Source organism: Streptomyces sp. NRRL S-920, from assembly GCF_000717945.1.
GTDB classification, from domain to species: domain Bacteria; phylum Actinomycetota; class Actinomycetes; order Streptomycetales; family Streptomycetaceae; genus Streptomyces; species Streptomyces alboniger.
Genome location: NZ_JODF01000081.1, coordinates 1 through 26,335 on the forward strand (window position 1 = coordinate 1; position 26,335 = coordinate 26,335).

The 26,335-nt window shown below is 73.1% G+C and carries 27 protein-coding genes and 1 pseudogene; 19 read left to right on the forward strand and 9 right to left on the reverse strand.

All coding sequences use genetic code 11. From position 1 onward, the window contains the following. Positions 1-679 (forward strand): oligopeptide/dipeptide ABC transporter ATP-binding protein (locus IG54_RS0133860; RefSeq protein WP_030793773.1); only part of this gene is annotated, 679 nt, incomplete at its 5' end. 23 nt (positions 680-702) lie between these two features. On the opposite strand, the gene IG54_RS0133865 is transcribed toward IG54_RS0133860, so the two are convergent. Further along, positions 703-2,877, reverse strand: a complete 2,175-nt coding sequence (locus IG54_RS0133865) for an alpha/beta fold hydrolase (RefSeq protein ID WP_030793777.1) — start codon at positions 2,875-2,877, stop codon at positions 703-705. Positions 2,878-3,024: 147 nt separating this feature from the next. On the opposite strand from IG54_RS0133865, the gene IG54_RS0133870 reads away from it, so the two are divergent. From IG54_RS0133870 to IG54_RS0133910, 8 genes are all read left to right on the forward strand, one after another. Further along, entirely contained in the window at positions 3,025-3,219 is a 195-nt protein-coding gene (locus IG54_RS0133870) for a hypothetical protein (protein ID WP_030793780.1), read from the forward strand. Between the two features lie 29 nt (positions 3,220-3,248). Further along, positions 3,249-4,172 (forward strand): N-acetyl-1-D-myo-inositol-2-amino-2-deoxy-alpha-D-glucopyranoside deacetylase, encoded by a 924-nt coding sequence (gene mshB / locus IG54_RS0133875; protein WP_030793783.1) that lies wholly within the window; start codon positions 3,249-3,251, stop codon positions 4,170-4,172. Between the two features lie 137 nt (positions 4,173-4,309). Beyond that, positions 4,310-4,678 (forward strand): DUF6113 family protein, encoded by a 369-nt coding sequence (locus IG54_RS0133885; RefSeq protein WP_030793785.1) that lies wholly within the window; start codon positions 4,310-4,312, stop codon positions 4,676-4,678. 165 nt (positions 4,679-4,843) lie between these two features. Next, positions 4,844-7,159 carry a hypothetical protein gene (locus IG54_RS0133890; RefSeq protein ID WP_030793788.1) on the forward strand — a complete coding sequence of 772 codons (2,316 nt, stop codon included), beginning with the start codon at positions 4,844-4,846 and terminating at the stop codon, positions 7,157-7,159. An 84-nt stretch (positions 7,160-7,243) separates the two neighbouring features. Then, on the forward strand, positions 7,244-8,158 hold the full coding sequence (locus tag IG54_RS0133895) for an ABC transporter ATP-binding protein (protein WP_030793791.1): 915 nt from the start codon (positions 7,244-7,246) through the stop codon (positions 8,156-8,158). Continuing rightward, positions 8,155-8,904 (forward strand): ABC transporter permease, encoded by a 750-nt coding sequence (locus tag IG54_RS0133900; protein WP_030793794.1) that lies wholly within the window; start codon positions 8,155-8,157, stop codon positions 8,902-8,904. The genes IG54_RS0133895 and IG54_RS0133900 overlap by 4 nt, the downstream gene beginning before the upstream one ends. An 86-nt stretch (positions 8,905-8,990) precedes the next feature. Next, entirely contained in the window at positions 8,991-10,097 is a 1,107-nt protein-coding gene (locus IG54_RS0133905) for a sensor histidine kinase (protein WP_078594834.1), read from the forward strand. Beyond that, the gene (locus tag IG54_RS0133910) at positions 10,094-10,735 is read left to right on the forward strand and encodes a response regulator transcription factor (protein ID WP_051820311.1); all 642 of its coding nucleotides are present in this window, start codon (positions 10,094-10,096) and stop codon (positions 10,733-10,735) included. The genes IG54_RS0133905 and IG54_RS0133910 overlap by 4 nt, the downstream gene beginning before the upstream one ends. A 28-nt stretch (positions 10,736-10,763) precedes the next feature. Here IG54_RS0133910 and IG54_RS0133915 read toward each other — a convergent pair whose 3' ends face one another. The 3 genes from IG54_RS0133915 to IG54_RS0133925 form a co-directional block, all read right to left on the reverse strand. Further along, on the reverse strand, positions 10,764-11,618 hold the full coding sequence (locus IG54_RS0133915) for a transglutaminase-like domain-containing protein (protein WP_030793804.1): 855 nt from the start codon (positions 11,616-11,618) through the stop codon (positions 10,764-10,766). Between the two features lie 79 nt (positions 11,619-11,697). Further along, positions 11,698-12,546, reverse strand: a complete 849-nt coding sequence (locus IG54_RS0133920; protein WP_030793807.1) for a transglutaminase-like domain-containing protein — start codon at positions 12,544-12,546, stop codon at positions 11,698-11,700. A 57-nt stretch (positions 12,547-12,603) separates the two neighbouring features. Then, the gene (locus IG54_RS0133925) at positions 12,604-13,605 is read right to left on the reverse strand and encodes a GNAT family N-acetyltransferase (RefSeq protein ID WP_030793810.1); all 1,002 of its coding nucleotides are present in this window, start codon (positions 13,603-13,605) and stop codon (positions 12,604-12,606) included. 143 nt (positions 13,606-13,748) lie between these two features. Between IG54_RS0133925 and fdxA the strand changes: the two genes are divergently transcribed. After that, positions 13,749-14,069: a ferredoxin gene (gene fdxA, locus IG54_RS0133930; RefSeq protein WP_030573070.1), complete on the forward strand. Its 321-nt coding sequence runs from the start codon at positions 13,749-13,751 to the stop codon at positions 14,067-14,069. 119 nt (positions 14,070-14,188) lie between these two features. Further along, positions 14,189-15,283 (forward strand): bifunctional succinyldiaminopimelate transaminase/glutamate-prephenate aminotransferase, encoded by a 1,095-nt coding sequence (locus tag IG54_RS0133935; RefSeq protein WP_030793812.1) that lies wholly within the window; start codon positions 14,189-14,191, stop codon positions 15,281-15,283. Between the two features lie 92 nt (positions 15,284-15,375). On the opposite strand, the gene IG54_RS0133940 is transcribed toward IG54_RS0133935, so the two are convergent. After that, a complete protein-coding gene (locus tag IG54_RS0133940; protein ID WP_030793814.1) occupies positions 15,376-15,864 on the reverse strand; it encodes a hypothetical protein in 489 nt (162 codons plus the stop codon). Between the two features lie 336 nt (positions 15,865-16,200). After that, a complete protein-coding gene (locus IG54_RS0133945) occupies positions 16,201-17,106 on the reverse strand; it encodes a hypothetical protein (RefSeq protein WP_030793817.1) in 906 nt (301 codons plus the stop codon). A 73-nt stretch (positions 17,107-17,179) separates the two neighbouring features. Here IG54_RS0133945 and dapE point away from each other — a divergent pair, with 73 nt between their 5' ends. Together dapE and IG54_RS0133955 are read left to right on the forward strand one after the other, a co-directional pair. Next, positions 17,180-18,271, forward strand: a complete 1,092-nt coding sequence (gene dapE / locus IG54_RS0133950; RefSeq protein WP_030793820.1) for a succinyl-diaminopimelate desuccinylase — start codon at positions 17,180-17,182, stop codon at positions 18,269-18,271. A 39-nt stretch (positions 18,272-18,310) separates the two neighbouring features. After that, on the forward strand, positions 18,311-19,087 hold the full coding sequence (locus IG54_RS0133955; protein WP_030793824.1) for a TIGR00730 family Rossman fold protein: 777 nt from the start codon (positions 18,311-18,313) through the stop codon (positions 19,085-19,087). A 227-nt stretch (positions 19,088-19,314) separates the two neighbouring features. Here the strand turns inward: IG54_RS0133955 and folP are convergent, their stop codons facing one another. Then, positions 19,315-20,175, reverse strand: a complete 861-nt coding sequence (gene folP, locus IG54_RS0133960) for a dihydropteroate synthase (protein ID WP_030793827.1) — start codon at positions 20,173-20,175, stop codon at positions 19,315-19,317. Between the two features lie 125 nt (positions 20,176-20,300). Between folP and IG54_RS0133965 the strand changes: the two genes are divergently transcribed. Continuing rightward, entirely contained in the window at positions 20,301-20,687 is a 387-nt protein-coding gene (locus IG54_RS0133965; RefSeq protein ID WP_030793829.1) for a DivIVA domain-containing protein, read from the forward strand. Next, a complete protein-coding gene (locus IG54_RS0133970) occupies positions 20,684-21,280 on the forward strand; it encodes a DNA-3-methyladenine glycosylase I (RefSeq protein WP_030793832.1) in 597 nt (198 codons plus the stop codon). The genes IG54_RS0133965 and IG54_RS0133970 overlap by 4 nt, the downstream gene beginning before the upstream one ends. Positions 21,281-21,283: 3 nt before the next feature. Here IG54_RS0133970 and IG54_RS0133975 read toward each other — a convergent pair whose 3' ends face one another. Further along, positions 21,284-22,084, reverse strand: a complete 801-nt coding sequence (locus tag IG54_RS0133975; RefSeq protein ID WP_030793835.1) for an enoyl-CoA hydratase/isomerase family protein — start codon at positions 22,082-22,084, stop codon at positions 21,284-21,286. Between the two features lie 307 nt (positions 22,085-22,391). Between IG54_RS0133975 and IG54_RS40890 the strand changes: the two genes are divergently transcribed. Beyond that, a complete protein-coding gene (locus tag IG54_RS40890; RefSeq protein WP_003966491.1) occupies positions 22,392-22,559 on the forward strand; it encodes a DUF3117 domain-containing protein in 168 nt (55 codons plus the stop codon). Between the two features lie 152 nt (positions 22,560-22,711). Here the strand turns inward: IG54_RS40890 and IG54_RS0133985 are convergent, their stop codons facing one another. Next, positions 22,712-23,410 (reverse strand): O-methyltransferase, encoded by a 699-nt coding sequence (locus IG54_RS0133985; RefSeq protein ID WP_078594833.1) that lies wholly within the window; start codon positions 23,408-23,410, stop codon positions 22,712-22,714. A gap of 155 nt (positions 23,411-23,565) precedes the next feature. Between IG54_RS0133985 and sigE the strand changes: the two genes are divergently transcribed. From sigE to IG54_RS42685, 3 genes and pseudogenes are all read left to right on the forward strand, one after another. Beyond that, positions 23,566-24,339, forward strand: a complete 774-nt coding sequence (gene sigE / locus IG54_RS0133990) for an RNA polymerase sigma factor SigE (RefSeq protein ID WP_199782995.1) — start codon at positions 23,566-23,568, stop codon at positions 24,337-24,339. Next, complete coding sequence (locus IG54_RS0133995; RefSeq protein WP_030793844.1) at positions 24,336-25,328, forward strand: anti-sigma factor family protein; 993 nt, start codon at positions 24,336-24,338, stop codon at positions 25,326-25,328. Before sigE ends, IG54_RS0133995 begins: the two co-directional genes overlap by 4 nt. Positions 25,329-25,459: 131 nt before the next feature. Next, positions 25,460-26,335, forward strand: a pseudogene (locus tag IG54_RS42685) (protease); the annotation flags it as partial.

Sequence of the window (26,335 nt, forward strand, 5' to 3'; positions counted from 1 at the left end):
CATCATCGGGGAGCCCTACGAGATCCACCCCGAGGTGGCCCCGAAGGGCTCGCGCCGCCAGAAGGTCCAGGACCTCCTGGACGTGGTCGGCCTCAACCCGGAGTACATCAACCGCTACCCGCACCAGTTCTCGGGCGGCCAGCGCCAGCGCATCGGCATCGCACGCGGACTCGCGCTCCGCCCCGAGATCATCGTCGCCGACGAGCCGGTCTCCGCGCTCGACGTCTCCGTCCAGGCCCAGGTCATCAACCTCCTGGACCAGCTACAGGAGCAATTCGACCTCAGCTATGTCTTCATCGCCCACGACCTGTCGATCGTGCGGCACATCTCCGACCGGGTCGGCGTGATGTACCTCGGCCGGATCGTCGAGACCGGCTCGGACGAGGAGATCTACGAGCATCCGACGCACCCCTACACCCAGGCACTGCTCTCCGCCGTGCCGGTCCCCGACCCGGAGGCCCGCGAGCACCGGGAGCGGATCATCCTCAGCGGTGACGTGCCCTCGCCCGCCAACCCGCCCTCGGGCTGCCGCTTCCGCACCCGCTGCTGGAAGGCCAGGGAGCGGTGCGCCCTGGAGGTGCCGGCGCTCGCGGTCCCCGCGGAGTTCCGGTACCAGCAGGGGCCCGCGGCCCACGACTCGGCCTGCCACTTCGCCGAGGAGAAGCAGGTCGTGCCGTAGACCGGCGGGGCCCATCCGCCCGCTCAGAGGCCGAGCGAGCGCTTCAGGAAGTCGACCTGGAGCAGGAGCAGATTCTCCGCGACCTGCTCCTGTCCCATCAGGTGCGTCACGCCCGACAGGGGGAGCACCTCATGCGGGCGCCCCTCGGCGAGCAGCGCGGAGGAGAGCCGCAGGGAGTGGGCCACCACCACGTTGTCGTCGGCCAGGCCGTGCACGATCAGCATCGGCCGGTGCGGCCCGGCCGCCTCGACCAGACCGTCGTCCCAGACCAGCGAGTTGTGGCGGTACGTCTGCGGGGACCGGGCCGGGTCGCCGAGATACCGCTCCTCGTAGTGCGTGTCGTACAGCCGCAGGTCCGTGACCGGGGCGACGGCCACCGCCGCGTGGAACACGTCGGGGCGGCGCAGCGCGGCCATCGCCGCGAGATAGCCGCCGTAGGAGGAACCGCGGATCGCCACCCGGCCCAGGTCCAGGGGGTACTCCCCGGTCGCCGCGAGGGAGTGCAGGGCGTCGACCTGGTCGTCGAGCGTCACCGTGAGGTCGTTCTTGATCGCCTTCTCCCAGGCGGGGGAGCGCCCCGGCGTGCCGCGGCCGTCCGCCACGATCACCGCGAACCCCTGATCGGCGAACCACTGCGAGGTCAGGAAGACGCCCTGCGCACGCTGGACGCGCTGACCGTGCGGACCGCCGTACGGATCGAGGAGTACCGGAAGTGGCCCGTCCGCCGCCTTGTATTCCCTGGGTAGCAGAACGGCGCACGGGATACGACGCGTGCCCCCTTCGGCGAGCGTCACGCGCGGCGTGAGCCCCGGGCGCTGGGCGTATGAGGCGACAGTGGCCACCTGCTTGCCGGCGCGCAGCACCTGGACGCGGGCACCGGGCCGGTCGAGGGTGGCCGAAACGAGCACCGTGACTCCGCCCGCCCGCACCGCCGAATGCACACCGGGTTCCCGCGAGAGGCGTTCCACCCCCAGTTCGTTGACGCGGTAGACATGCACCTCGCCGACCTCGGGACCGGCCGCCGCCGCGCCCGCCGACGCCGCGACGAGAATGTCCTCCTCGGTCACGTCGAGCACCGCGCGGACGTGCAACTGCGCCCCGGTCAGCGGCCGTTCGCCCCACGCGAGGACCCGGGCGCCGCCCTCGTCGACGATCCGCACCAGCTTGCCGCTGGGGGACCAGCAGGGCACGCCGGGGAACAGCTCCAGCCACTCCGCGTCGTCCTCGGCGTGCACCATCCGCGTCGAACCGTCCTCGGGGTTCACCGCGAGGTACGACTGGCTCCGCTGGTCGCGGGACTGCACGAGCAGCAGCGGGGCGCCGTCCGCCGACCAGTGCACCCGGGCGAGATACGGGAGGCGGGCGCGGTCCCACGCCACCTCGACGCGCGACCCGTCGAGCCCGAGGACGAACAGGCGTACGTCCGCGTTCGCCGTGCCCGCCGCCGGATACGCCACCTTCGTGGGCTCGCGGTCCGGGTGCGCGGGGTCCGCGATCCACCAGCGCCGCACCGGGGCGTCGTCGACCCGCGCCACGAGCAGCCGGTCGGATTCCGGCGACCACCAGAAGCCGCGGTGCCGCGCCATCGACTCGGCCGCGACGTGCTCCGCGAGTCCGTAGGTGACGGTCGCCGCGTGGCCCGGTTCCGGCTCCGCGAGCGCCCTGTCCCCCTCGCCGTCGGCGCCCGTCACCCGCAGGGCGCCGCCGGACACATAGGCGACATGCCGGCCGTCGGGCGAGGGGCGCGGGTCGATCACCGGGCCCCGCGCGGGCAGTTGGCGTGCCGTGCCCGCGCGCAGCTCCGCCGTGAAGAGCCGGCCCGACAGCGCGAACGCCGCCAGCTCCACCGCCGCGTCCGTCGCGTACTCCACGATGCCCGCACCGCTCTCCCGGCTGCGCTCGCGCCGCGCCCGCTCCCGGGGCGAGAGCCGCTCGGCCGCACCGCCGAGCAGCACACCCGGATCGGCCGCCACACGCTCGGCCGCCCCGTCCGTCAGGTCCAGCACCCAGAGCCCGCTCACCGGGTCGGTACCGGACGACGAGCGCAGGAACACCACCCGGGACCCGTCGGGCGCGACCGTGAAGGCACGCGGCGCGCCGAGGGTGAAACGCCGCGTCCGGGCGTTCTCGCGCGGGAAGGAGACACCCCGCGCCGGGCTGCCGTCGGGCCTGGGGATTCCGGGGTTCTCGGAGGTCATCCCCCGACCCTATGGCGCATGCGCCCCCTGTGCTGCCGTGCTCCGAGTCATGCGTCCGCACGGATAGTTATGATCCGTAGCGCTTGGTGGGTATGAACCTGCTTGCGTCCGCACTGGGTTACGGCTTACGACTTGGAGGTGACCGCCGTGGCACTCTCGATTTCGGCGGTGGTGCTGCTGGCGATCATCGTCTTCCTGCTGGTCAAGAAGTCAGGGCTGAAAACGGGGCACGCGGTCGTCTGTACGCTGCTCGGCTTCTACCTCGCCAGCTCGTCCATCGCGCCGACGATCAACGAGCTGACGACGAACGTGGCAGGGGTGATCGGCGGCATCAAGTTCTGACCGCCCCGCGCTCCTCGTAGGGTGGTCCCATGACGGAACCGCCCGCCCGGCGCCTGCTGCTCGTGCACGCGCACCCCGACGACGAGTCGATCAACAATGGCGCGACCATGGCCAAGTACGCGGCCGAGGGCGCCCAGGTGACGTTGGTGACCTGCACGCTGGGCGAGGAGGGCGAGGTCATCCCGGCCGAGCTGGCCCACCTCGCCGCCGACCGCGAGGACTCCCTGGGCGCTTGGCGCATCGGGGAACTCGCCGCCGCCATGAAGGAACTGGGCGTCACCGACCACCGCTTCCTCGGTGGCGCCGGCCGCTACCGCGACTCCGGGATGATGGGCCTCGAACAGAACCGCCGCCCCGGCGCCTTCTGGTCGGCCGACCTCGACGAGGCCGCCGCGCACCTCGTCGAGGTGATCCGCGAGGTCCGGCCACAGGTCCTCGTCACGTACGACCCCGACGGCGGCTACGGCCACCCCGACCACATCCAGGCCCACCGCGTCGCCATGCGCGCCGCCGAGCTGGCGGCCGAGCCCGCCTTCCGCGGCGACCTCGGTGAGCCGCACACCATCAGCAAGATCTACTGGAACCGCGCGCCGCGGTCCGTGGTCGAGGAGCGCTTCCGTTGGATGACGGGGGCGCTGCGGTTCTCGCCGTTCACGACTCCCGCCGCCGTCGCGGACGTCCCGGGCGTCACGGACGACGAGCGGATCACGACGGAGATCGACGGCACGCCCTACAAGCCGGCCAAGGCGGCGGCGATGCGGGCCCACGCCACCCAGATCACGGTGAGCGAGCCGCTGTTCGTCCTCTCCAACGACCTCGCCCAGCCGATCTTCGAGGTGGAGTACTACGAACTGGTGCGGGGAGAAGCGTCGCGTAAGGACGGAGCCCGCGAGACGGATCTGTTCGCGGGGCTCGAAAGGGTGACGGATGTGGCTGGGGTGACCGCGCTGTGAGTACGCGATCTCGTGCGTCGTCGGGGGCCGGTTCCGGTTCCGGTGCTGGTTCCGGTGCTGGTTCCGGGGTTGGGCCAGGGTCCGCCGCGACGGCCGGGGCGCCCGCCGCGCCCGCGGGGAGCTTCCTCGCGCAGCCCCTGCGGGCGGGCCGAGTCGCCGCGTACGCCGCTCTCTTCGTGCTCGGCGCCGTCGTGGGCGCCGCGGGCGCGCTCGTCCAGGGCGGCTTCTTCCCCGCCGGACTGCTGCTCGCCCTCCTCGGCGCGGCCGGTGCCTTCTACGGCGGGGCGCGGGCGGTCGGCACCAAGGCGGGGGCCGTCGCGCCCGCCGCCGGCTGGCTCGTCGCGGTGATGCTGCTCACCGCCACCAGATCCGAGGGGGACTTCCTCTTCGGCGCGGGCCCCGGCTCGTACGGCTTCCTGCTCGGCGGCATGGTGGTGGCTGTGATGTGCGCCACGCTCGGGCAGCGGCCGCAACCGACCGCGTCCGCCGCCCGACTTGGCAAGTGACGTACCACTTCAGCCCGTGTCCCGCACGGGTTTGACGCCGGTCACAGGATGAGTGCCGACGGCGGCCAGTATGGTGGTGCGGCCGCCGAGCCTCCCCCAACCTCCGGCCGGGGGGACCCCGGATGAGGTCGAGCCGGGCGGCGGAGTCAACCAGGAGAACCTGCCTTGAGTCGTGAAACTGACAGTTCGTCCTCCGGGCCCCAGGGGCGCGGCGGAGCCGCATACCCCTCGGGGACGCCGCCCTACGGCTCCCCGGCACAGGGCGCCGCCGCGGACGGCGGCGCGGACGGCCAGCGGCGGCAGGCCGCCGACGAGCGGCCCGAAGAGCCCGAGACCCAGACCACGCTGACCACTCGCATCCGGATCAACATCCCCGGTTCGCGGCCCATCCCGCCGGTCGTCATGCGTACGCCCGTCGGCGACGAGGGCGCCTCGCGCGGCGACGCGTCGTACGCGGACGACGGGAACGGCCGTGACGCCGCGCCGGGGGCTCCCGGCGCGGGGGACCCGGGCGCCACGAGGGGTGCCGTCGACGGCGGGCTCGGCAGAGACCTTCCTTCCGGTTCCGGTTCCGGTTCCGGTTCCGCTTCCGCCGACGGCGCGGACGCCGGTGGCGGCGCGGGATCCGCTCCCGGTGAGGGCGGCGCGGGAGGTTCCGGCGCGGCCGACGAGAAGACCAGCGACTGGTTCGCACCGCGCAAGCCCGCGCGGGGCGAGAGCGGTGCGTCGGGCGCGGCGTCGGGTGGTGTGTCGGGCGGCGTGCCAGGCGGGGCGTCCGCCAACGGCGGCCCCTCGGCGGCGGGTTCGAGCGGCTCGGGCGCGCCCGGCGGCTCCGGTGGCCTTGGTGGGCCCGGCGCTCCCGGTGGCCCCGGTGGCCCGGCCGGTCCCGGCGGTCCCGGCAGTTCCGGAATGAATGGTTCCGGCGGCGGTCCGGGTGCGAGCCCCTACGACGTGTCCGGCGCCGTGGCGTCGGGCCCCCTCGGCTCGGGCGCACCGCAGGGCGGCGACCCGGCGCGCGGCGACCTGCCGTACTTCACCGGAGGTCCGGGCGGCGGCGGCCCCCAAGACTCGCGGGGCCCGGTGGGCCCGACCGGCGGCCCCGTCACCGGCGACAGCCCGCTGGGGCCGCCCACGCCGGGCGCCCGCCCGTCCGCTCCCGGCCCCGGCGCCCCTGGTGGGCCCGGCGGCCCCGGCAACTCCACCGGCTCCCTCCCGCGTTCGGGAGCCATGAGCGACGACACCGCGATCCTTACGCCGCAGAAGGCCGGGCCCCTCTCACCGCCCCCCGGCGGCGCGCGCCCGCCCGCGGGAGGCCCCGGTTCCCTGCCCGGCGGCCCCGGCGCGCCCACGCCGGGCGGCAATGTCTCGGGGGAGACGCTGACCAGCGGCATCCCCGTCGTGCCGCCCGTCCAGGACAACTCCCCGTTCGGCTCGGGGCCGCAGGGCGACGGGCCGCTGGCGCACACCCCGCCGAAGCTGCCCGAGCCGGTGCGCTCCGACGTGCCGGCCGCCCCCAAGCCCGCGCCGAAGAAGAAGGGCCGCAACAAACTGGTCCTCCTCGCGGTCGCCGTGGTCGTCGTGGCCTGCGGGGCGTACGGCGCGGGCCTGTTGATGAACCACGCGGACGTCCCGAAGGGCACCACGGTGCTCGGCGTCGACATCGGCGGCGGCACCCGCGACGAGGCCGTCAAGAAGCTCGACGACGCCCTCGGCGAGCGCGTCGCCAAGCCGCTGAAGCTGTCGGTGGCCGGTGAGCAGGTCATGCTCAAGCCGGACCAGGCGGGCCTGACCCTGGACAGCCAGGCCACCGTCCGCGCGGCCGCGGGCAGCGACTACAACCCCGTATCGGTGGTGGGCTCGCTCTTCGGCAACCAGCGCGTCGTCGAGCCGGTCATGCCCGTCGACGAGGAGAAGCTGGCGGCCGCCCTGGAGCGGGCCGCGGGCGGCTCGGGCTCGGCGAAGGAGGGCACGGTCAAGTTCGAGCCCGGCAAGGCCGTCCCCGTCTACGGCAGGGTCGGCAAGGGAATCGACGCCCAGGCATCGACGACGGCGGTCGCGGACGCGTACAAGAAGCAGGTCGAGACGGGCAGCGCGGGCACGGTCCAGGTGCCGGTCACCACCCGCAAGCCGACGGTCTCCAAGGCCGAGGTCGACAAGTTCATGACCCGGTTCGCCGAGCCCGCGATGTCCGCCAACGTCACGATCAAGGCGGGCACCAAGGCGATCCCCTTCGGCCCGGCGAGGTCACTGCCGAAGATCCTGAAGACAAAGGTCGCCGAGAACGGCACCCTCCAGCCGCAGTACGACCTCGAAGAGCTGAAGAAGCTGTACGGCAACGTCTTCGACGGCATCCTGATCCAGCGCGGCAACGGCGACAAGACGCCGGTCCAGCCGACCGATGTCGCGAGCGCCATGAACAAGGCGCTCCTCGGCAAGACCCCGGCGGAGCGGATCGGCGTCATCGAGACGAACGCGAGCTAGGACACCGTGCCGAGTACGGGATGACAGATGTCATCCCGTACTCGCCACACACGACACTGCCCCCGTCGTCCGCCACCGCCGACGATGGATCACATGAACGCAGTGACCTTCACAGAGGTGACCAAGAGCTACGGCGACGTCCGCGCCGTGGACGGGCTCACCCTCGACCTGCGCCCCGGCGAGACCGTGGCGCTCCTCGGGCCGAACGGCGCGGGCAAGTCCACCACCCTCGACCTCCTGCTCGGCCTCGGACGCCCGGACAGCGGCACGGTGCGGGTCTTCGGGACCTCGCCGCGCGAGGCGATCACCGCGGGCCGGGTCGGCGCCATGCTCCAGAGCGGCGGGCTGATGGGCGAGGTCACCGTGCGCGAGCTGGTGCGGCTCGCCTGCGATCTGCACCCGAGGCCCCGCAGGGTCGGTGACGTGCTGGCCCACGCGGGCATCGAGCAGATCGCCGACCGCAAGGTCGACAAGCTCTCCGGCGGCCAGGAGCAGCGCGTGCGCTTCGCGCTCGCCACGGCCGGCGCGAACGACCTCATCGTCCTGGACGAGCCGACGACCGGCATGGACGTCACCGCCCGCCAGGCGTTCTGGGCCACCATGCGGGAGCAGGCGGACCAGGGCCGCGCGGTCCTGTTCGCCACGCACTACCTGGAGGAGGCCGACGCGATCGCCGACCGCGTCCTGGTCCTGCACCGCGGCCGCCTCCTCGCGGACGGCACCGCCGCCGAGATCAAGGCGAGGGCGGGCGCGCGCAAGGTCGCCTTCGACCTCGCCGAGATCGACGCGGCGCTGGCCGGCCGGCTGCGGGAGCTGCCCTTCCTGACGGCGCTGGACATCTCGGGCCACTCGGTCCGCCTCCAGTCCGCCGACGCCGACGCCACCGTGCACGCGCTGTACGGACTCGGTGTATACCCCCACAATCTCGAAGTCGCCGGGCTCGGTCTCGAGCAGGCCTTCGTGGCGATCACCGAGGCCGAGGAGGCACGGACCCGATGACGAACACACTGGCCGCACGGGGCCTGATCAAGCTGGAGATCACCCGCGCCCTGCGCAACCGCAAGGCCCAGTTCTTCTCCATGATCTATCCGTCCCTGCTCTTCCTGATCATCTCGGGCACCGCCGGCGACGTCCCCGGCTCGGGGCTGTCGCTCCCGGCGTTCATGATGGTCTCGATGGCGTCCTTCGGCGCCCTCACCGCCGTTCTGATGGGCAACAGCGAGCGCATCGCGAAGGAGCGGGAGAACGGCTGGGTGCGCCAGCTGCGCCTGACGACGCTCCCCGGGCGCGGCTACGTCCTGGCGAAGACCGCGAGCGCGGCGGTGGTCAGCCTGCCGTCGATCCTCGTGGTGTTCGCGGTCGCCGCCATCTTCAAGGACGTCCGCTTCGAGGCCTGGCAGTGGCTGGCGCTGACCGGCGCGATCTGGGCGGGCAGCCTCTGCTTCGCGGCCCTCGGCGTGGCCATCGGCTACCTCGCGACCGGTGACGCGGTCCGCCCGATCACGATGATCGTCTACTTCGTGCTCTCCCTCCTCGGCGGCCTGTGGATGCCCTCGACGACGTTCCCCGACTGGCTCCAGACCCTGGCCGACTGGCTTCCGACCCACGCGTACGCTGCCCTCGGGCGGGCCATCGAACTGGGTGACGCCCCGCACGCGAAGGACGTCATCCTGCTGGCCGCCTACTTCCTCCTCTTCGCGGGCGGCGCGGCCTGGCTGTACCGGAAGGACACACTGAAGGCGTGAGCGAGACAGACGCGGAGAGCGAGGCGTTCCACCCCCTGCACACGTTCGGGCGCCCGCCCAGGGGCCGCCGCCAGTCGCTGGTGAAGATGGCCTGGATCAGTGTCTGGCTGATCTTCCTCAGCTCACCGATCAAGGACCTGGCCGACGGCCGTCACACGGTCCGCGCCACGGTGCTCGGCTCCCTCGGCCTCGCGGTCTTCGTGGCCTGCTATCTGATCCTGGTCTTCCGCTACACCACGAAGGTGCTCGACCGGGGCAGGCTCTACGCGGCGTTCGGGCTGCTCCTGCTCCTCGCCGCGGTCCTCTCCTTCAGCTTCGGCGACCCCTGGCTCGGACTCTTCGTGTACGTCTCCGTGTCCGCCGGAGTCGTCCTGTCGCTGCGGGCCTCGGTCTGGATCATCCCGGGGGTCACCCTGCTGATGATCTTGATCGGCCTGCGCGACGACGGCCTCGGCGACCTGATCGCCAGCCTCGGACTGATCACCTTCATGGTGGGCTACGCCATGTCCGGTGTGCGCCAGTTGATCCGTACGATGATCCAGCTCCGCCAGGCGCGGGCCACCGTCGCCCAGCTGGCGGCCAACGAGGAGCGGCTGCGGCTGGCCAGGGACCTGCACGACCTGCTCGGCCACTCCCTCTCCCTGATCACGCTCAAGAGCGAGCTGGCCGGACGCATGCTTCCCGACCACCCCGACAAGGCCGCCAAGGAGGTGGCCGACATCGAGCGGGTCAGCCGTCAGGCCCTGGTGGATGTGCGCGAGGCCGTCTCCGGGTACCGCAGGCGCACCCTGGCCGGCGAACTGGCGGGCGCCCGCACCGCGCTGGCGGCCGCGGGCATCGAGGGCGACGTCCCGCTGGAGCCGCCCGCCGAACTGCCGGCGGAGGAGGCGGAGGCGGCGCTCGCCTGGGCGCTGCGGGAGGCCGTCACCAATGTCGTGCGGCACAGCTCGGCCCGGCACTGCACGGTGGCGTTCGCGGCGCGGCAGACGCTCGCGGGACCGCTCCTCGAGCTGTCCGTGGAGGATGACGGGGTGGGCGGTTCCGGTGCCGCCGCGGGCAACGGCCTGACGGGCCTGGCCGAGCGCGTGGAGGCGGTCGGCGGGGCCCTGGAGACGGGTCCCGCGGCCCGCCGCGGCTTCCGCCTGGCGGCCCGTGTTCCGCTGGCGGAGGCGCCCGTAGGATCCCCCTCATGAGCAGCGGCAACAGCGCCGAGGGCGCGGGCGATGTCATCAGGATTCTGCTGGCCGAGGACCAGTCGATGGTCCGCGAGGCCCTCGCGGCCCTGCTCGGCCTCGAACCCGACATCGACGTCGTCGTCCAGGTGGCCCGCGGCGACGAGGTGCTCGCGGCGGCCCGCGCGCACGACGTGGACGTGGCGCTGCTCGACATCGAGATGCCCGGCCGGACAGGCATCGAGGCGGCGGCCGAACTGCACGCCGCGTGCCCCGAGCTGAAGATCGTCATCCTCACCACCTTCGGCCGCCCCGGCTATCTGCGCAGCGCCATGGAGGCCGGCGCCCACGCGTTCCTGGTCAAGGACGCCCCCGCGGCCCAGCTCGCCGCGGCGGTGCGCAAGGTCCTCGCGGGGGAGCGGGTCATCGACCCGACGCTGGCCGCGGCGGCCCTCGCGGAAGGTGCGAACCCCCTGACGGACCGCGAGCGCGAGGTCCTGCGCGCGGCGTCCGGCGGGGCCACCAACGCCGAACTGGCCGCCGCCTTGCACCTCTCCCAGGGCACGGTCCGCAACTACCTCTCGACGGCGATCCAGAAGCTCGCGGTCCGCAACCGCGCGGAGGCGGTCAGCACCGCCCGCGACAAGGGCTGGCTCTGACCGCCCGCTGCACGGGCGCCCCGCCCGCTCAGTTCAGCAGCGCCCGCGCCCCCCGCGCCTGCCGCCGCGCCTGGTCCGCCGTCGCCGCGTCCTGACCGGCCAGCTCGTCGGCGTAGGCGTCCAGCTCCCGGGCGCCCACCAGGAAGTCCCCCTTCTGTACGAGGAGCTGGGCGCGGTCGTAGCGCAGGCGGGGCGCCGGTGAGGGCAGCAGCAGGGAGAGTTCGACCGCCCAGAGCGAGACGTCACAGCGCTCGGGGCGCGCCGCGGCCCAGGCGCGGATGTTGTTCAGTACGCGCCGCACGATGTCCAGTGTGCCCGCGGGGTGCAGCATCGACGGCACGGGCGGCGCCCCGGTGGCCGCCGCGACGAGCAGCTCCACGTCCGTGCCGGTCAGGACGCGCCCGCCGTCGAACGGGTTGGCGAAGACCCGATCGTCCACGGGGCCGAGGCCGACGACGAAGTGGCCCGGCAGCGCCACGCCGTGGACCGGCGCTCCCGCCCGGCGCGCCACCTCCATCCACAGCACGGAGAGCAGGATCGGCAGCCCTCTGCGGCGCCGCAGCACCTGGTGCAGGAGGGAGGACTCCAGCCGGTGGTAGTCGCCGGGTCTGCCCCTGAACCCGCAGTACCCGCCGAGGAGTTCGGCGAGCGTCAGGGCCCAGGCCCGGGGGTCGTCGGCGCGGCCGGAGCGGTGGCTGTGCGCGGCCAGTTCCGCGAGCCGCCCGATCAGGCGCCGCGCCCTGTCGATCCCCTCCTGGTCGAGGGAGGGGTCGGCCTCCGCGCCGATCAGCAGGCACAGCAGCGCGAGATCGGGCCGCGGCGCCCCGGCCTCGGCCGCGAACAGCCGTCGCCACTCGGTGTTTTTGGGTACTCGGGGATGCATACGTGCGTGTTGCCCGGTCGGCCCGATCGATACGTCGCCCGAAGCCGGTACGGGGCGCGGCCCCCGCCGCCCCGCCCGGTCAGTTCAGCATGGCCCGGGCCGCCCGCGCCTGCTGACGCACCCGGTCCGCGGTGGTCGGCTCCACCGCCGTCACGACATCGGCGTACTCCTCCAGCTCCGCCGCGCCGCCGAGGAAGTCACCGCGCTGGACGAGCAGTTGGGCCCGCTCGTAGCGCAGCCGCGCCGGGTGCGCGGGCAGCAGCAGGGAGAGGTCGAGGGCCCACAGCGCGACCTCCGAACGCTCGGGGCGCGCGGCCGCCCAGGCGCGGATGTTGTTGAGGATGCGCTGCACGATGTTCAGCGGGTCGGCGGGCGTCAGCATCGACGGCTGCACCCCCGTGCCCGCGGTCCCCGCCACCAGCAGCTCCGCGTCCTGCCCGGTCAGCAGCCGCCCGCCGTCGAACGGGTCGGCGAGCACCTGGTCGTCGCGCGGCCCGAAGCCGACGACGAAGTGGCCCGGCAGCGCCACCCCGTACACCGGGGCGCCCGCCCGGCGCGCCACCTCCATCCACACCACGGAGAGCAGGATCGGCAGCCCCCTGCGCCGCCGGAGCACCTCGTGCAGCAGGGAGGACTCCAGCCGCTGGTAGTCGCCCGGCGTCCCCTCGAACCCACAGCTCTCACCGAGGAGTTCGGCCATCGCCTGCGCCCAGGCGCGCGGCCCTCCGGGGCGGAACGGCAGCAGGCCCGCGAGCCGGTCCAGCTCGATCTCGGCGGCGTCGATGCCCGCCTCGTCGAGACCGGGGTCGGCCTCGGCGCCGATCAGCAGGCACAGCAGCGCGAGTGCCGGCCGTTCGGACCGTGCCTCTTCGGCGAACCGCCGCCGCCATTCGCCGGACTCCGCGTGCATACGTGCCTCGTGTCTCATGCCCTCGCCGGGCTGTTTTCCGTGCCGTGCCGTGCTGCCACGCCGGGCCGCCGCCGCTCAGGCCCCGCCGTGCCGGTAGTGGTGATAGGCGTGATGCGCCGCGAAGCCCATCCGGCCGTACAGCGCCCGCGCGCCGTCGTTGTCGTCCTCGACCTGAAGCCAGGCCGCCGACGCGCCGTCCAGCAGGGCCTGTCGGGCCAGCGCGGTCATCACCGCGGTGGCGAGCCCCTGCCGCCGGAGCCCCGGGTCCACCTCGACCGCCATGAACCCCGCCCAGCGCCCGTCCACCACGCACCGCCCGATGGCGGCCGCGGTGTCACCGCTCCCGGGCACGGAAGCGAACCACACCGAGGGCCCGCTCGCCAGCACCTTGGACACATGTGGTGCCAAGTTCCCGGCCCGGCCGTACCGCCGCAGCCACGCCTCGTCGCAGGACCGGGAGAGTTCTACGCGCGACACGTCCGCGTCCAGATCCGCGACCGGCGCGAGGGCGCCCACGTGCAGCGCGGCGCTGACCTCGCGCTCCCACCCGCGCTCCGCCAGCTCCGCGCAGAGCAGCTCCTCGGTGCCCTCGGCGCCCGTCGCCGTCTGGATGTACGCGGGCAGCTCCCGGGCCGCGTACCACTGACGTACGTATGACAGCGCCTCGTCCAGCGGCCGTCCCGGATCGCCCAGCGGCAGCACCGAGTTGGCGCGTCGCGTGAAGCCGGCGGCGGCCCGCAGCTCCCAGTCGCCGAGCCGCTCGCTCTCCACCGGCCGCCAGGCCCGCGCGCCGATCCGCGCCAGCTCCTCGTACGAGGCGGCGGGCCCGCGGCGGCGGGCGGGTGCCGACGGCACGACCTTGCCGGCGACCAGGGGGTGCTCCGGAATCCGGACGCTCTCGCCATCACGCCGTGTGATGTGCACCACTCCGCCATTCCACGATGTGAGAACACCCACCGTGTCGGTGAACTTGCCGCCAACGGATCCCGGCTCGCTCAGCCGCCGCACCGAGATCCTTTTGCCCACGTCAGCAGGGGTGATACGGACCTCAAGCCGTCCGCCCGCAGTGAATTCCACAGCTCTGTACGCCCCTCCTGTTCGGATCATGCCCAGGAACGGAGATACTAGGGGCGGGCATCGACGACGCCGCGCTCCCGCGCGCCAGGCGAGCGGAGCCTGAGGACGGCCCGCCAACGCCCGTATCGAGGAGGAACGACAGCGTGACCTACGTCATCGCGCAGCCTTGTGTCGACGTCAAGGACAAGGCGTGCATCGAGGAGTGCCCGGTCGACTGCATTTACGAGGGCTCCCGGTCCTTGTACATCCACCCGGACGAATGCGTCGACTGTGGAGCCTGCGAACCGGTCTGCCCGGTCGAGGCGATCTTCTACGAGGACGACACTCCCGAGGAGTGGAAGGACTACTACAAGGCGAACGTCGAGTTCTTCGACGAGCTGGGTTCGCCCGGTGGCGCGAGCAAGCTCGGCCTGATCGAGCGCGACCACGCCTTCATCGCCGCCCTGCCGCCGCAGAACCAGTAACGACGGCCTGAGCGCCGCCCCGGTCCCGTACGGCATGTCCTGTCGTACGGGACCGAGGCATTTCCACCGAGGCGTTCCATGCGCCCCCGAACGAACAAGCGCACCACGGGAGTGAGCACGTGTCCGCAGTCTCCGATCGGCTTCCCGTCTTCCCCTGGGACAAGCTGGAGCCCTACAAGGCCACGGCGGCCGCGCACCCGGGCGGCATCGTCGACCTGTCCGTCGGCACGCCGGTCGACCCGGTCCCCGAGCTGATCCAGAAGGCTCTGGTCGCCGCCGCCGACTCGCCGGGCTATCCGACGGTGTGGGGCACGCCCGAGCTGCGCGACGCGCTCACCGGCTGGTGCGAACGGCGCCTGGGCGCGCGGGGCATCACGCACCGCGAGGTCCTGCCGGTCGTCGGCTCCAAGGAACTGGTGGCGTGGCTCCCGACGCAGCTGGGCCTCGGCCCGGGTGACGTGGTGGCCTACCCCCGGCTCGCCTATCCGACGTACGAGGTCGGCGCGCGGCTCGCCCGTGCCGAGTACGTGGCCTACGACGACCCGTGCGAGCTGGACCCGGCGAACCTCAAGCTCCTGTGGCTCAACTCGCCCTCGAACCCCACCGGTCGGGTCCTCACGCGCGAGGAGCTGACCCGCACGGTCGCCTGGGCGCGCGAGCACGGCGTGCTCCTCGTCAGCGACGAGTGCTACCTGGAACTGGGCTGGGAGGCGGACCCGGTCTCGGTCCTGCACCCGGACGTGTGCGGCGGTTCGTACGAGGGGATCGTCGCGGTCCACTCGCTCTCCAAGCGGTCGAACCTCGCGGGCTACCGCGCCGCGTTCATCGCCGGTGACGCCGCCGTCCTCGGCGACCTGCTCCAGATCCGCAAGCACGGCGGCATGATGACCTCCGCGCCGACCCAGGCCGCCGTGGTGGCCGCGCTCGGCGACGACCAGCACGTCCACGAGCAGCGCGAGCGGTACGCGGCCCGGCGCACCGCCCTGCGCGACGCTCTGCTGAAGCACGGCTTCCGCATCGAGCACAGCGAGGCGAGCCTGTATCTGTGGGCCACGCGCGACGAGTCCTGCTGGGACACCGTCGGCCACCTCGCCGGCCTCGGCATCCTGGTGGCGCCCGGCGACTTCTACGGCCCGGCGGGCGAGCGCTTCGTGCGGGTGGCGCTGACGGCGACGGACGAGCGGGTGGCGGCGGCGGTCGAGCGCCTGGCGTAATCGCCGAGCGGACATGACGCAGGGCCCGGAGCCAGTGGCTCCGGGCCCTGCGTGCGGGTGCCGTGCGATCAGGTGTGCGATCAGGGGTGTGATCAGCCGAGCGGCAGACCCTGGGTGGGAAGAGCACCGGTGGGCAGCCCCCCGGTGGGCAGACCGCCCTTGGTGACCGCGTCGGTCGGCAGGCCGCCCTTGGCCACGTCGTCGGTGGGCAGACCGCCCTTGGTCGCCGTGCCCGCCGTGTCGCCCAGCACCTCGCCCGCGCTGCCCGCCACGTCACCGGCGGCCTTCTGCGCGGCGGGGGCCGTGGTCTTGGCGCCCTTGCCGACGACCTTGCCCGCGGTCGGAACGGCCTTCTTCACGGCCTTGCCGCCGGTGTCACCGGCGGTCTTGGTGGTGTTCTGGGCGGCGCCGTCGACGGTGTTGCCCAGGCCGGCGCCGTCCAGCGCGGTCAGCCCGCCCAGGTCGGGGGAGGCAGGCAGGCCAACGGCGCTCGCGGAGCCGGCCGCACCGACCACGGAGGCTGCGCCTGCTGCGCTGAGCAGCGCGGCGCGGGCGATCCGGCGGGTCAGGGGGAGGGACATGATGCTCCTTCAGACGGGAGAGAACGTTGGGTGTCCGGCCGGATCGGCTCCGGCGTCCCACCGGATGGCTTCCGGCGATCGGACGCCGTGACTACCGCTCGAAGCCCATGAAGGTTGCGGTATGACAACGTAAAGAGTTGGTAATGCGTCGCATTATCAGCTCTGGATAAAAACGGGCAAACGACTCGCCGTCCCGCCGTGCTGCTGAATCCTTAATTCCCTTTGTTCTCAAGGGATTTCGCGAGGACGGCGGCTCGGCGTGGGGCAGCGGGCGGATCGTCGTCCAGCGGTGATCGTCGCCCCTCGGTCGGGTGATGCGACGTACTCCTGTCCGGTCTACTCCCCGGTGACGATCCTGACCTCGTCCGCGGCGGCGCCCGGCCCCGCGGCCCCACCCGTCCGCGCCTTGCGCCACGTGCCCGAACCCGAGGCGCGCCACTCCCGGCCGCCGTACGAGACGCGCTCGATGCGCAGCGCCGAGGACTGGGCCACGGCCCAGTGCGCCAGCTCCCAGCCGCGCCGCGGGGCCCTGTCGCCCGCGGCGGCCGCGGCCGGCACCGGGACCGTCACCGTGCGCCCCCCGCCCTCGTCCGGGCGCACCTCGCGGCCGAAGTCGCGCACGAGTGCGGCCCGCACCCGCGCCGGGCCACCGGGATCCGTGCCGACGCGGCCCTCACAGCTGAAGGTGGCGGGCGCGCGGCCGGTGAGCGCGGCGGCGAGCAGCACGGCGTCCGGCTCGTGCTTGGCGTAGGCCTGCGGATAGCCGCTGCGCTGCACACGCTGCGCGGCGACCGTCAGCGGCAGCCGCGAATACCCGGGGACCTCGGCCAGATGTTCGTAGAAACGGGCCGCCGAGTACGCGGGGTCCATGATCTGGCGCTCATCGCCCCAGCCCTGGGTGGGGCGCTGCTGGAAGAGGCCGAGCGAGTCCCGGTCGCCGTGCCGGATGTTGCGCAGCCCCGACTCCTGGAGGGCGGTCGCGAGGGCGATGGTCACGGCGCGCTCGGGCATCCCGCGCGCGGTGCCGACGGCGGCGACCGTCGCGGCGTTCTGCGCCTGCTCGGCCGTGAACTCGTACGAGGCGCCGTCGTCGTTGGCCGACACCACCGTGCACCGGGGCGAGGGCCTGCCCCCGTAGACGTACTGCACCGCCACATAGCCCGCGACGGCGAGCAGCACGACGACCGCGGCCGTCAGACGGCGGGTACGGCCGCGCCGGAGGAAGGTGGGGGGCTCAGGCACGCGTCCAAGGTACTGGAGTCCACCGACAGGTCGGCCGACAGGTCGGCGGGCCGCTGGAGTTAGGGTCTTCCGTATGCCGCAGACGCCGCTTGACCTCACGCTGGACGCCGCCGAGCTGACCGCTCGCCTCGTCGACTTCCCGTCCCCGAGCGGTTCGGAGAAGGACCTCGCCGACGCCATCGAGACGGCCCTGCGCGGCCTCGCGCACCTGACGGTCGACCGGTACGGCAACAATGTGGTCGCCCGTACGAACCTCGGCCGCGCCGAGCGGGTCGTCCTCGCCGGACACATCGACACGGTGCCGATCGCGGACAACCCTCCGAACGTGCCGTCCCGCCTGGACGAGGACGGGGTCCTGTGGGGCTGCGGCACCTGCGACATGAAGTCGGGCGTCGCCGTCCAGCTGCGCATCGCCCAGACGGTGACCGAGCCCAACCGCGACCTCACCTTCGTCTTCTACGACAACGAGGAAGTGGCCGCCCACCTCAACGGCCTCGGACACGTCGCCGAGGCGCACCCCGACTGGCTGGCGGGCGACTTCGCGATCCTCCTGGAGCCGACCGACGGGCAGGTCGAGGGCGGCTGCCAGGGCACGCTGCGGGTCCTGCTGAGGACCAAGGGCGTGCGGGCGCACTCCGCGCGCGCGTGGATGGGCTCCAACGCCATTCACGCGGCCACCCCGATCCTTCAGAAGCTCGCCGCGTACGAACCGCGCAAGCCGGTCGTCGAGGGCCTCCAGTTCCACGAGGGCCTCAACGCCGTCCGCATCGAGGGCGGCGTCGCCACCAACGTCATCCCCGACGAGTGCACCGTCACCGTCAACTTCCGCTACGCGCCGGACCGCAGCGAGGAGGAGGCCCTCGCCTTCGTGCGGGACTACTTCGCGGACTGCGGCGTCGACGAGTTCATCGTCGACGACCACACGGGCGCGGCCCGCCCCGGCCTCACCCACCCGGCCGCCGCCGCGTTCATGGCGGCCGTCGGCGGCGAGGCCCGCCCCAAGTTCGGCTGGACGGACGTCTCCCGCTTCAGCGCGCTCGGCGTGCCCGCGGTGAACTTCAGCCCCGGTGACCCGCTGCTCGCCCACAAGGTCGACGAGCGGGTGAAGGCCTCGCTGATCCCGGAGGCAGAGGAGCGGCTGCGGGCCTGGCTGACGTCGTCGTAGACCTACGCTGTGGTCACGTACGCGTGGAGGGAGCAGACGATGACCAACCCCGATGCCGGCTCAGACAGTGGTGCCCCCGCTGCCAGGAAGCGTCCCGAGGAGCAGCGGCTCGGCCCGGTGCTGCGCCGGCGCGACAAGGTGCAGGCCGGCACCACCGATCAGCGTCTGCTCGACTCCGACGGCCCCTCCGAGTGGGTGCACACCGACCCCTGGCGGGTGCTGCGCATCCAGTCCGAGTTCATCGAGGGCTTCGGCACCCTCGCCGAACTCCCGCCCGCCATCAGCGTCTTCGGCTCGGCACGCACCCCCGTTGACTCGCCGGAGTACGTGGCGGGGGTGGAGATCGGCAAGGCGCTCGTGGAGGCCGGCTTCGCGGTCATCACGGGCGGCGGGCCCGGTGCGATGCAGGCCGCCAACCAGGGCGCCGTCGAGGCCAAGGGCACCTCGGTCGGCCTCGGCATCGAACTGCCCTTCGAGCAGGGGCTGAACCCCTACGTCGACATCGGCGTGAACTTCCGCTACTTCTTCGTCCGAAAGACGATGTTCGTGAAGTACGCGCAAGGGTTCGTGGTGCTGCCCGGCGGCCTCGGCACCCTGGACGAACTCTTCGAGGCGCTCACCCTCGTACAGACCCGCAAGGTCACGCGCTTCCCGATCGTCCTCTTCGGCTCGCTGTACTGGAACGGCCTGATCGACTGGCTCAAGAACACGGTCATCGCCGAGGGCAAGGCCTCCGAGGCCGACCTGCTCCTGTTCCACGTCACGGACGACGTCGACGAGGCGATCTCCCTGGTGACCAAGGAAGTCGCGAAGTAGAACCCCCCGAGGAGGAGCCCCGGCAGCCCCACGGCGGGCGCCCGCCGGGGCGCGGTCGTCTCAGGCCAGCCCCCGCCGCGCCACGGCGGGCGCCCGGTGCCCCGCGATCGTCGCGACCATGACCATTTCTCCGTGCCGTCCTCGCACCGCTCGGCGCTGGGGCGCCTCGCGGGCTTCGCCCGGCTGTGCCGGACTCCGTCCGGCCGCCGGGGGCGGGGCGGGGTTCGTCAGGCCAGGCCTCGTCTGGCGACGGCGGGTTCTCGATGACCCGCGATCGTCGCGACCATGTCCAGCACCTGCCGGGTCTCCGCGACCTCGTGTACGCGGTAGACCTGCGCGCCCAGCCATGCCGAGACCGCCGTCGTCGCCAGGGTGCCGATCACGCGTTCCTTGACCGGCCTGTCCAGGGTCTCGCCCACGAAGTCCTTGTTGGACAGGGAGACCAGCACCGGCCAGCCCGTCTCCACCATCTCGCCCAGCCTGCGGGTGGCCTCCAGGCTGTGCCGGGTGTTCTTGCCGAAGTCGTGACCCGGGTCGATGAGGACCGAATCGCGCGGCACACCCAGTTCGACCGCGCGTTCGGCCAGGCCCACCGTCACCCGCAGGATGTCGGCCATCACATCCTCGTACGTGACCCGGTGCGGCCTCGTCCGCGGCTCCGCGCCGCCCGCGTGCGTGCACACCAGACCGGCCCCGTACCGCGCGGCGACCTCCGCGAGCTTGGGGTCGACGCCGCCCCACGCGTCGTTGAGCAGATCGGCACCGGCCTCGCAGACCGCCTCGCCCACGTCGTGGCGCCAGGTGTCGACGCTGATCACCACGTCGGGGAACCTCTTGCGCACCTCGGCGACGAAGCCCACCGTGCGGCGCGCCTCCTCCTCGGGCGTCACCTCGTCGCCGGGACCCGCCTTGACCCCGCCGATGTCGATGACGGCCGCGCCCTCGGCCACCGCCTGTTCCACCCGGGCCAGCGCGGGCTCGTCGCGGAACGTGGCGCCCTGGTCGTAGAAGGAGTCCGGGGTCCGGTTGACGATCGCCATGATCACCGGCTCGTGCGCGTCGAACTCGCGCCTGCCAAGCCTGAGCATCCCCTGTGGCCCTCCTGGGTCCTTGTCGCGGTTCGGCCGCCTGCGACCTTAACCGCCGAAGGCGCATGGCACGATCGGACCCCGGCAGTTTCAGCACGGGCAGTCGAGCGTGGGGGCCTGAAGACATGGTCTTGTTCTTGTTCCTGGTCATCGTCCTCGTCGTGGTGGTCGGCGCGGTGACCCTCGCCGTGGTCGGCGGCGGCGAGAGCGGGGCCCTGCCCGACGCCGCGCCCGAGCGGTTCACCGATCCGCTGCCCCTGGACCGCCCGCTGCGCCGGGCCGACATCGACGAGGTCCGCTTCCCGACGACGCTGCGCGGCTACCACATGGACGACGTGGACGACGTGCTCGGCCGCCTCGGCGCCGAGCTGGCCGAGCGCGACGCCCGCATCGCCGAACTGGAAGCGGCCCTGGCGGGCGCCCAGGCCGCGGCGGTCGCGGGCCCGGCCCTCTTCGAGGGGTACGAACAGCGCGGGGCCGAGCACGACGGAGACAAGGGAGGCGACCAGTGAGCGGCGGGACAGGCGCCCTCGCGGGCCCGGACGGCGGCCTGCGCTGCCCCTGGGGGCTGTCCACCGAGGACTACCTCGCGTACCACGACGAGGAATGGGGCCGCCCGGTCCACGGCGACGACGCGCTCTACGAAAGGCTCTGCCTGGAGGCCTTCCAGTCCGGCCTCTCCTGGATCACGATCCTGCGCCGCCGCGAGGGCTTCCGCGCCGCCTTCGCCGACTTCGAGATCGCCTCGGTCGCCGGGTTCACGGACGAGGACCGTGCGCGGCTCCTCGCCGACCCGGGCATCATCCGCAACCGCGCCAAGATCGACGCGACCCTCGCCAACGCGCGCGTGCTCGCCGACTGGCCCGAGGGCGAACTGGACTCACTGATCTGGTCGTTCGCACCCGACCCGGCGTCCCGCCAGGTACCGAAGGCGCTCTCGGACGTGCCCGCCATCACCGAGGAGTCCACGGCCCTGTCCAAGGCCCTCAAGAAGCGCGGCCTCCGCTTCATCGGCCCCACCACGGCGTACGCCCTGATGCAGGCGTGCGGCCTGGTCAACGACCACCTCGCGGACTGCGTGGCCCGCGAGGCGGCGGGGAGCTGACGCTCAGCGCCCCAGGTACTTCGGCTTCTCCTTGGCGATGAAGGCCTCGACGGCGATCGTGTGGTCCTCGGAGGCGCCCGCCCTGCCCTGGAGTTCGTCCTCCTTGTCCAGCGCCTCGTCCAGGGAGTGCTCCGCCGCGTAGGCGAGGGATTCCTTGAGCGCCGCGTAGGCGAGGGTCGGCCCCTCGGCCAGGGCGCGGGCCACCCGGGCGGCCTCGGCGGCCAGCTCCGCCGCGGGCACGACCTTGTTGGCGATGCCCAGGTCGTACGCCTCCTGCGCGGTGATGTTGCGCGGGAAGAGCAGCAGGTCGGCGGCGCGGCCGGGGCCGATCACCCGCGGCAGCGTCCAGGAGACGCCCGAGTCGGCGGTCAGGGCGACCCCGGCGAACGAGGTGTTGAACTTGGCGGTGTCCGCGACCACGCGGTAGTCGGCGGCGAGGGCGAAACCGAGGCCCGCGCCCGCGGCGGCGCCGTTGACCCCGGCGACCACCGGTTTCGGCATGCCCGTCAGCGCCCGCACGATGGGGTTGTAGTGCTCCCTGACCGTGCTCATGGTCTGCCCGGTCCCCGCCTCGCGGTCCGCCGCGAGCGAGCCGATGTGCTCCTTGAGGTCCTGCCCGACGCAGAAGGCGCGCCCGGCCGCGGTGAGCAGTACGGCGCGCACGGCGGTGTCCGTGGCGGCCTCCCGCACGGCCTCCCGCAGGGCGACCTTGGCCTCCGTGTTCATCGCGTTCATCGCGTCGGGACGGTTGATCGTGATCGTCGCGAGCCCGTCGCTCACCTCGTAGAGCACACTGTCGGCCATGGTGGCCCCCTCCGCTGGTCCAGTACGTGGCCCTCAGCATGACGGAGATCATCGAGGTCCGGCACGAGGCCGGATATGTGACGTGCGTCAAAGAATTTCGGGTCTGTGAGGCGTATGGGGCGGCGAAGTATCGCAGCCACATCGCCGAATTGGGTGGTTTTGCGGGCGCGCGTTGCGCAAGCGATGCAGACCGATGTTGGTCATCGGGTCCTGCCATGCGGGATAATGACCTGGAAGCAATGTGTTCGATGCCGGTGACACCTGGGTTGTCGGCTGCGATGAGCTGGTTTCAGGAAGGGGAACGAGCATGGCGGCCATGAAGCCGCGGACGGGCGACGGCCCGCTCGAGGTGACCAAGGAGGGGCGGGGCATCGTCATGCGCGTTCCGCTCGAAGGCGGCGGACGACTTGTCGTCGAACTGACTCCGGACGAGGCCGACGCGCTCGGCGACGCTCTGAAGAAGGTCGTCGGCTGACGCGGAAGCGCTCCCACTTTTTTTCCTGCCCCGGCATCGAAGGATGCCGGGGCAGCGCTATTCCCTGGCCCCTGGGCCTTCAGGCGCGTCTACTTCCCGCGGGCCGTCTTTGGCTGGTCGCGCAGTTCCCCGCGCCCCTACGGGGCGCCCCGCTACCGTTTGACGGCGCAGAGCAGCCCGTCGCCCACCGGCAGCAGCGAGGTCACGAGTTCCGGGCTCTCCCGCACCGTCCGCAGCAGATCCCGCAGCGCCAGGACCTCCACCGGCTGCGGCCCCGAGTCCACGGTCCGGCCGTCGGCGAACACGCCTTCGAAGCAGACGAGCCCGCCCGGCCGCAGCAGGCGCAACGATTCAGCGAGGTAGTCCAGGGACTCCACGCGGTCGCCGTCGCAGAAGACGAGGTCGTAGCCGCCGTCCGCGAGCCGCGGCAGGACGTCCAGCGCGCGCCCCGGGATGAACCGCGCACGGTTGCCCGCGAAGCCGGCGGCGCGGAATGCCTGGCGGGCGAACTGCTGGTGGTCCGGCTCGGGGTCGACGGTGGTGAGCACGCCGTCGGGCCGCATGCCGTGCAGGAGATGGATCCCCGACACGCCGGTCCCCGTACCGATTTCGGCCACCGCTTTCGCGTCAGCCGTGGCGGCGAGCATCCGCAGCGCGGCGCCGGTGCCGGGCGACACCGAGGGCAGCCCTGCCTCCCGGGCCCGGTCACGGGCCCAGCGCAGCGCCTCGTCCTCGGCGACAAAGGCGTCGGCGAACGCCCAGCTCGTCTGCCGGTTGCCGGTAATGGCCCTCTCCTGTCCCCGTGGTTGCCTGGCCGTGACTGTATCCGTTGGGGCCGGGAACCCGCAGATGGGACCGCGCGTTTAAAGGGGGGGTGGGAAGACGGCGGGGGGATCGGATGGATCAAGACCTGAAGCGGGCGCCTCGAAGGGGCAGGACACCAGTGGGGAAGCCCGTACCAAATTCACGTAAAAACGCTTATCCGGAGCTAACGGGCGAGGTGGTTATGGTAGGGGCTCCACTGGCCACCACCAGAGCCGACAGGGGAGGTGCGGCTGCGTCCGCGGATCGGGGAGGAGCGCTCCGGCGTTTTCTCGGGTTGGCGGGTGAGCCGAAATCCGTGACCGACACCGCTGACCGCATCCGTGCCAACGACTCCGCTCAGACCGCGACCTTTGCCGCTGACGCGGAATCGCAGGCGTGGACTCCGCCCACCTGGGAGGAGATCGTCAGCACGCACAGCGGCCGCGTATACCGCCTGGCGTATCGCCTGACCGGCAATCAACACGACGCCGAGGACCTCACCCAGGAGGTCTTCGTCCGTGTCTTCCGGTCCCTTTCGACCTACACCCCCGGCACGTTCGAGGGCTGGCTGCACCGCATCACCACGAACCTCTTCCTGGACATGGTGCGCCGCAAGCAGCGCATCCGTTTCGACGCCCTCGGGGACGACGCGGCCGAGCGGCTGCCGAGCCGAGAGCCGTCGCCGCAGCAGGTGTTCAACGACACGCACTTCGACGCGGACGTCCAGCAGGCGCTCGACACCCTCGCGCCCGAATTCCGCGCCGCCGTGGTCCTCTGCGACATCGAGGGCCTTTCGTACGAGGAGATCGCCGCCACGCTCGGCGTCAAGCTCGGTACGGTCCGCAGCCGTATCCACCGGGGCCGTTCGCAGCTGCGCAAGGCCCTCCAGCACCGCTCTCCCGAGGCCCGCGCCGAGCGTCGTTCGCTCGCGGTCACCGGAGCTGTGGCGCTGGGAGGAGGGGGCGCGACCGCGTGAGTGGATCACGGTCGAATCCTGCCGAGCGGCGCCTGGCCGAGGCCGAGCAGCATCTCGGGGACCGGCTCGCCGCCCTGGTGGACGGCGAGTTGGGACATGACGCGCGCGAGCGGGTCCTCGCGCATCTGGCGACCTGTCCGATGTGCAAGACCGAGGCCGATGCCCAGCGCCGGCTGAAGAGCGTCTTCGCGCAGGCGGCGCCGCCACCGCCGAGCGAGAGTTTCCTCGCCCGGCTCCAAGGCCTTCCCGCGGGCGGCTCCGAGCCGCCCGGCGGCCCCGGACACCCCGGTGACGGGGCCGGGTTCGCCACCGGCGCCACCGGTTCCGCCGGGCTGCCGCGGACCGGGCTCTTCGGCGTGAGCACCGAGTCCTTCGTGGGGTACGCCCCTTCCGGCGCCCATGCCGCGGTGCTGCCCGGCGAGGGGCGCGGCTTCCGCATCCACGACGTCACCCGGCACGACGGCGACCGCTCGCTCTGGCGCGGACGGCGCTTCGCGTTCGCCGCGGCCGGTGCGGTGTCGCTGGCCGCGATCGCGCTGGGCGGGGTCACCGCGGGCGTCCCCGCCGACCTCGGGGACACCCGGGCCGGCGGCTCCAAGGCCAACAGCAATGTGACGCCGCAGCGCACCCCGGGCTCGGGCGCCACCGCGGCCTCCGACTCCGTGCGGCGCCGCGGCGGCGGCAATCCGCTGTCGGCGCAGGGCCAGCGCCCCGGCGCCCTGTCCGCGCCGGTCGCCCCGACCGAGGTGAAGGGGCCCCTGCTGCCCGGGACCGCGCAGCCGCCGCGCTCCCACGACAGCGTGCGGGAGCTGACGGGGCCCGTGCTGACGGGCGCCGCCCTGCTCTCCCCGCTGATACGCCCGCCGCAGACCGGCCACGCACGACCGCCCGCGGTGGGGCCTGTGGGCACGAGAGGCGCGGATCCGGTGAACACCACCGCGGCGGCCCCCGGTTCGGGCCCGCTGCTGGGCACCTCGCAGGTCCACTGACGTGACAGGTGCCTGCGCTCCGGCGGGGGAACCTGGTTGAATCTCGGTGGACCGTGCTTGCCGGGGGGACTTGGCGGGTGCGGGGTTGAGCAGGCAATCGGCGTCCGCCGCAGGGCAGTTGTGGGGAGAGCATGGACGAGGGCAAGCCCACGAAGGCCAAGTGGTGGAGCCGCCCCCGGCCGGAAACACCGGGGGGCACGCAGCAACCGCCGCCCGCGGCACCGCCGCAGGGCCTGACAGGGCCCCTGGGCGGCGCGGCACTCCCCGGGAACGCCGAGCGGCCCCGCCCCCTGCACGACCCCGACCCGTACAGCACCCCGCCGTACGGCGAGCCGGGCCCCTGGGCACCCGCGCCCCCCGTGCAGCACCCGGCGGCGACCCCGTCCCACGGCACGCCCCTCCCGCCCGCCACAACGGGCGGCACCCCCACGCAGGGCCCCGCCGCGGCCCACGGCACTCCACCCCCAGCGCCCGCGCAGGGCCACGGTGACCTGGCCCAGGCCCCGGGCGGTACCCCGGCCCACGGCACTCCCGCGGGCCCCGCAGCCTCCAACACGCCGCTCGCGGCGCCCGCGCAAGGCCACGGTGGCCCGGCCCCGGCCCCCGGCGGCACGCCGGCCCAGGGCACCCCTGCGGACCCCGCAGCCCCCAACACACCGTTCCCGGCGCCCGCGCAAGGGCCCGCAGGCCCCCAGGCCCACGGCCCCTCGGCCTCGGCGCCCGCGCAGGCCCCCGGCGGCCCTGCCCCGACCGCTGGCGGCACGCCCCCGCATGGCATCCCGGCGGGCCTCCCTGCCCACGCCACCCCGCCCCCAGCGCCCGCGCAAGGCCCCGCCCCGGCCCCCGGCGGCACCCCGGCCCACGGCACCCCCGCGGGCCCCAACACACCGCTCGCTCACGGCCCCTCGGCCTCGGTGCCCGCGCAGGCCCCCGGCGGCCCCGCCCCGACTCCCGGCGGCACGCCCCCGCACGGCACCCCCGCGGGCCCCAACACACCGCTCGCTCAC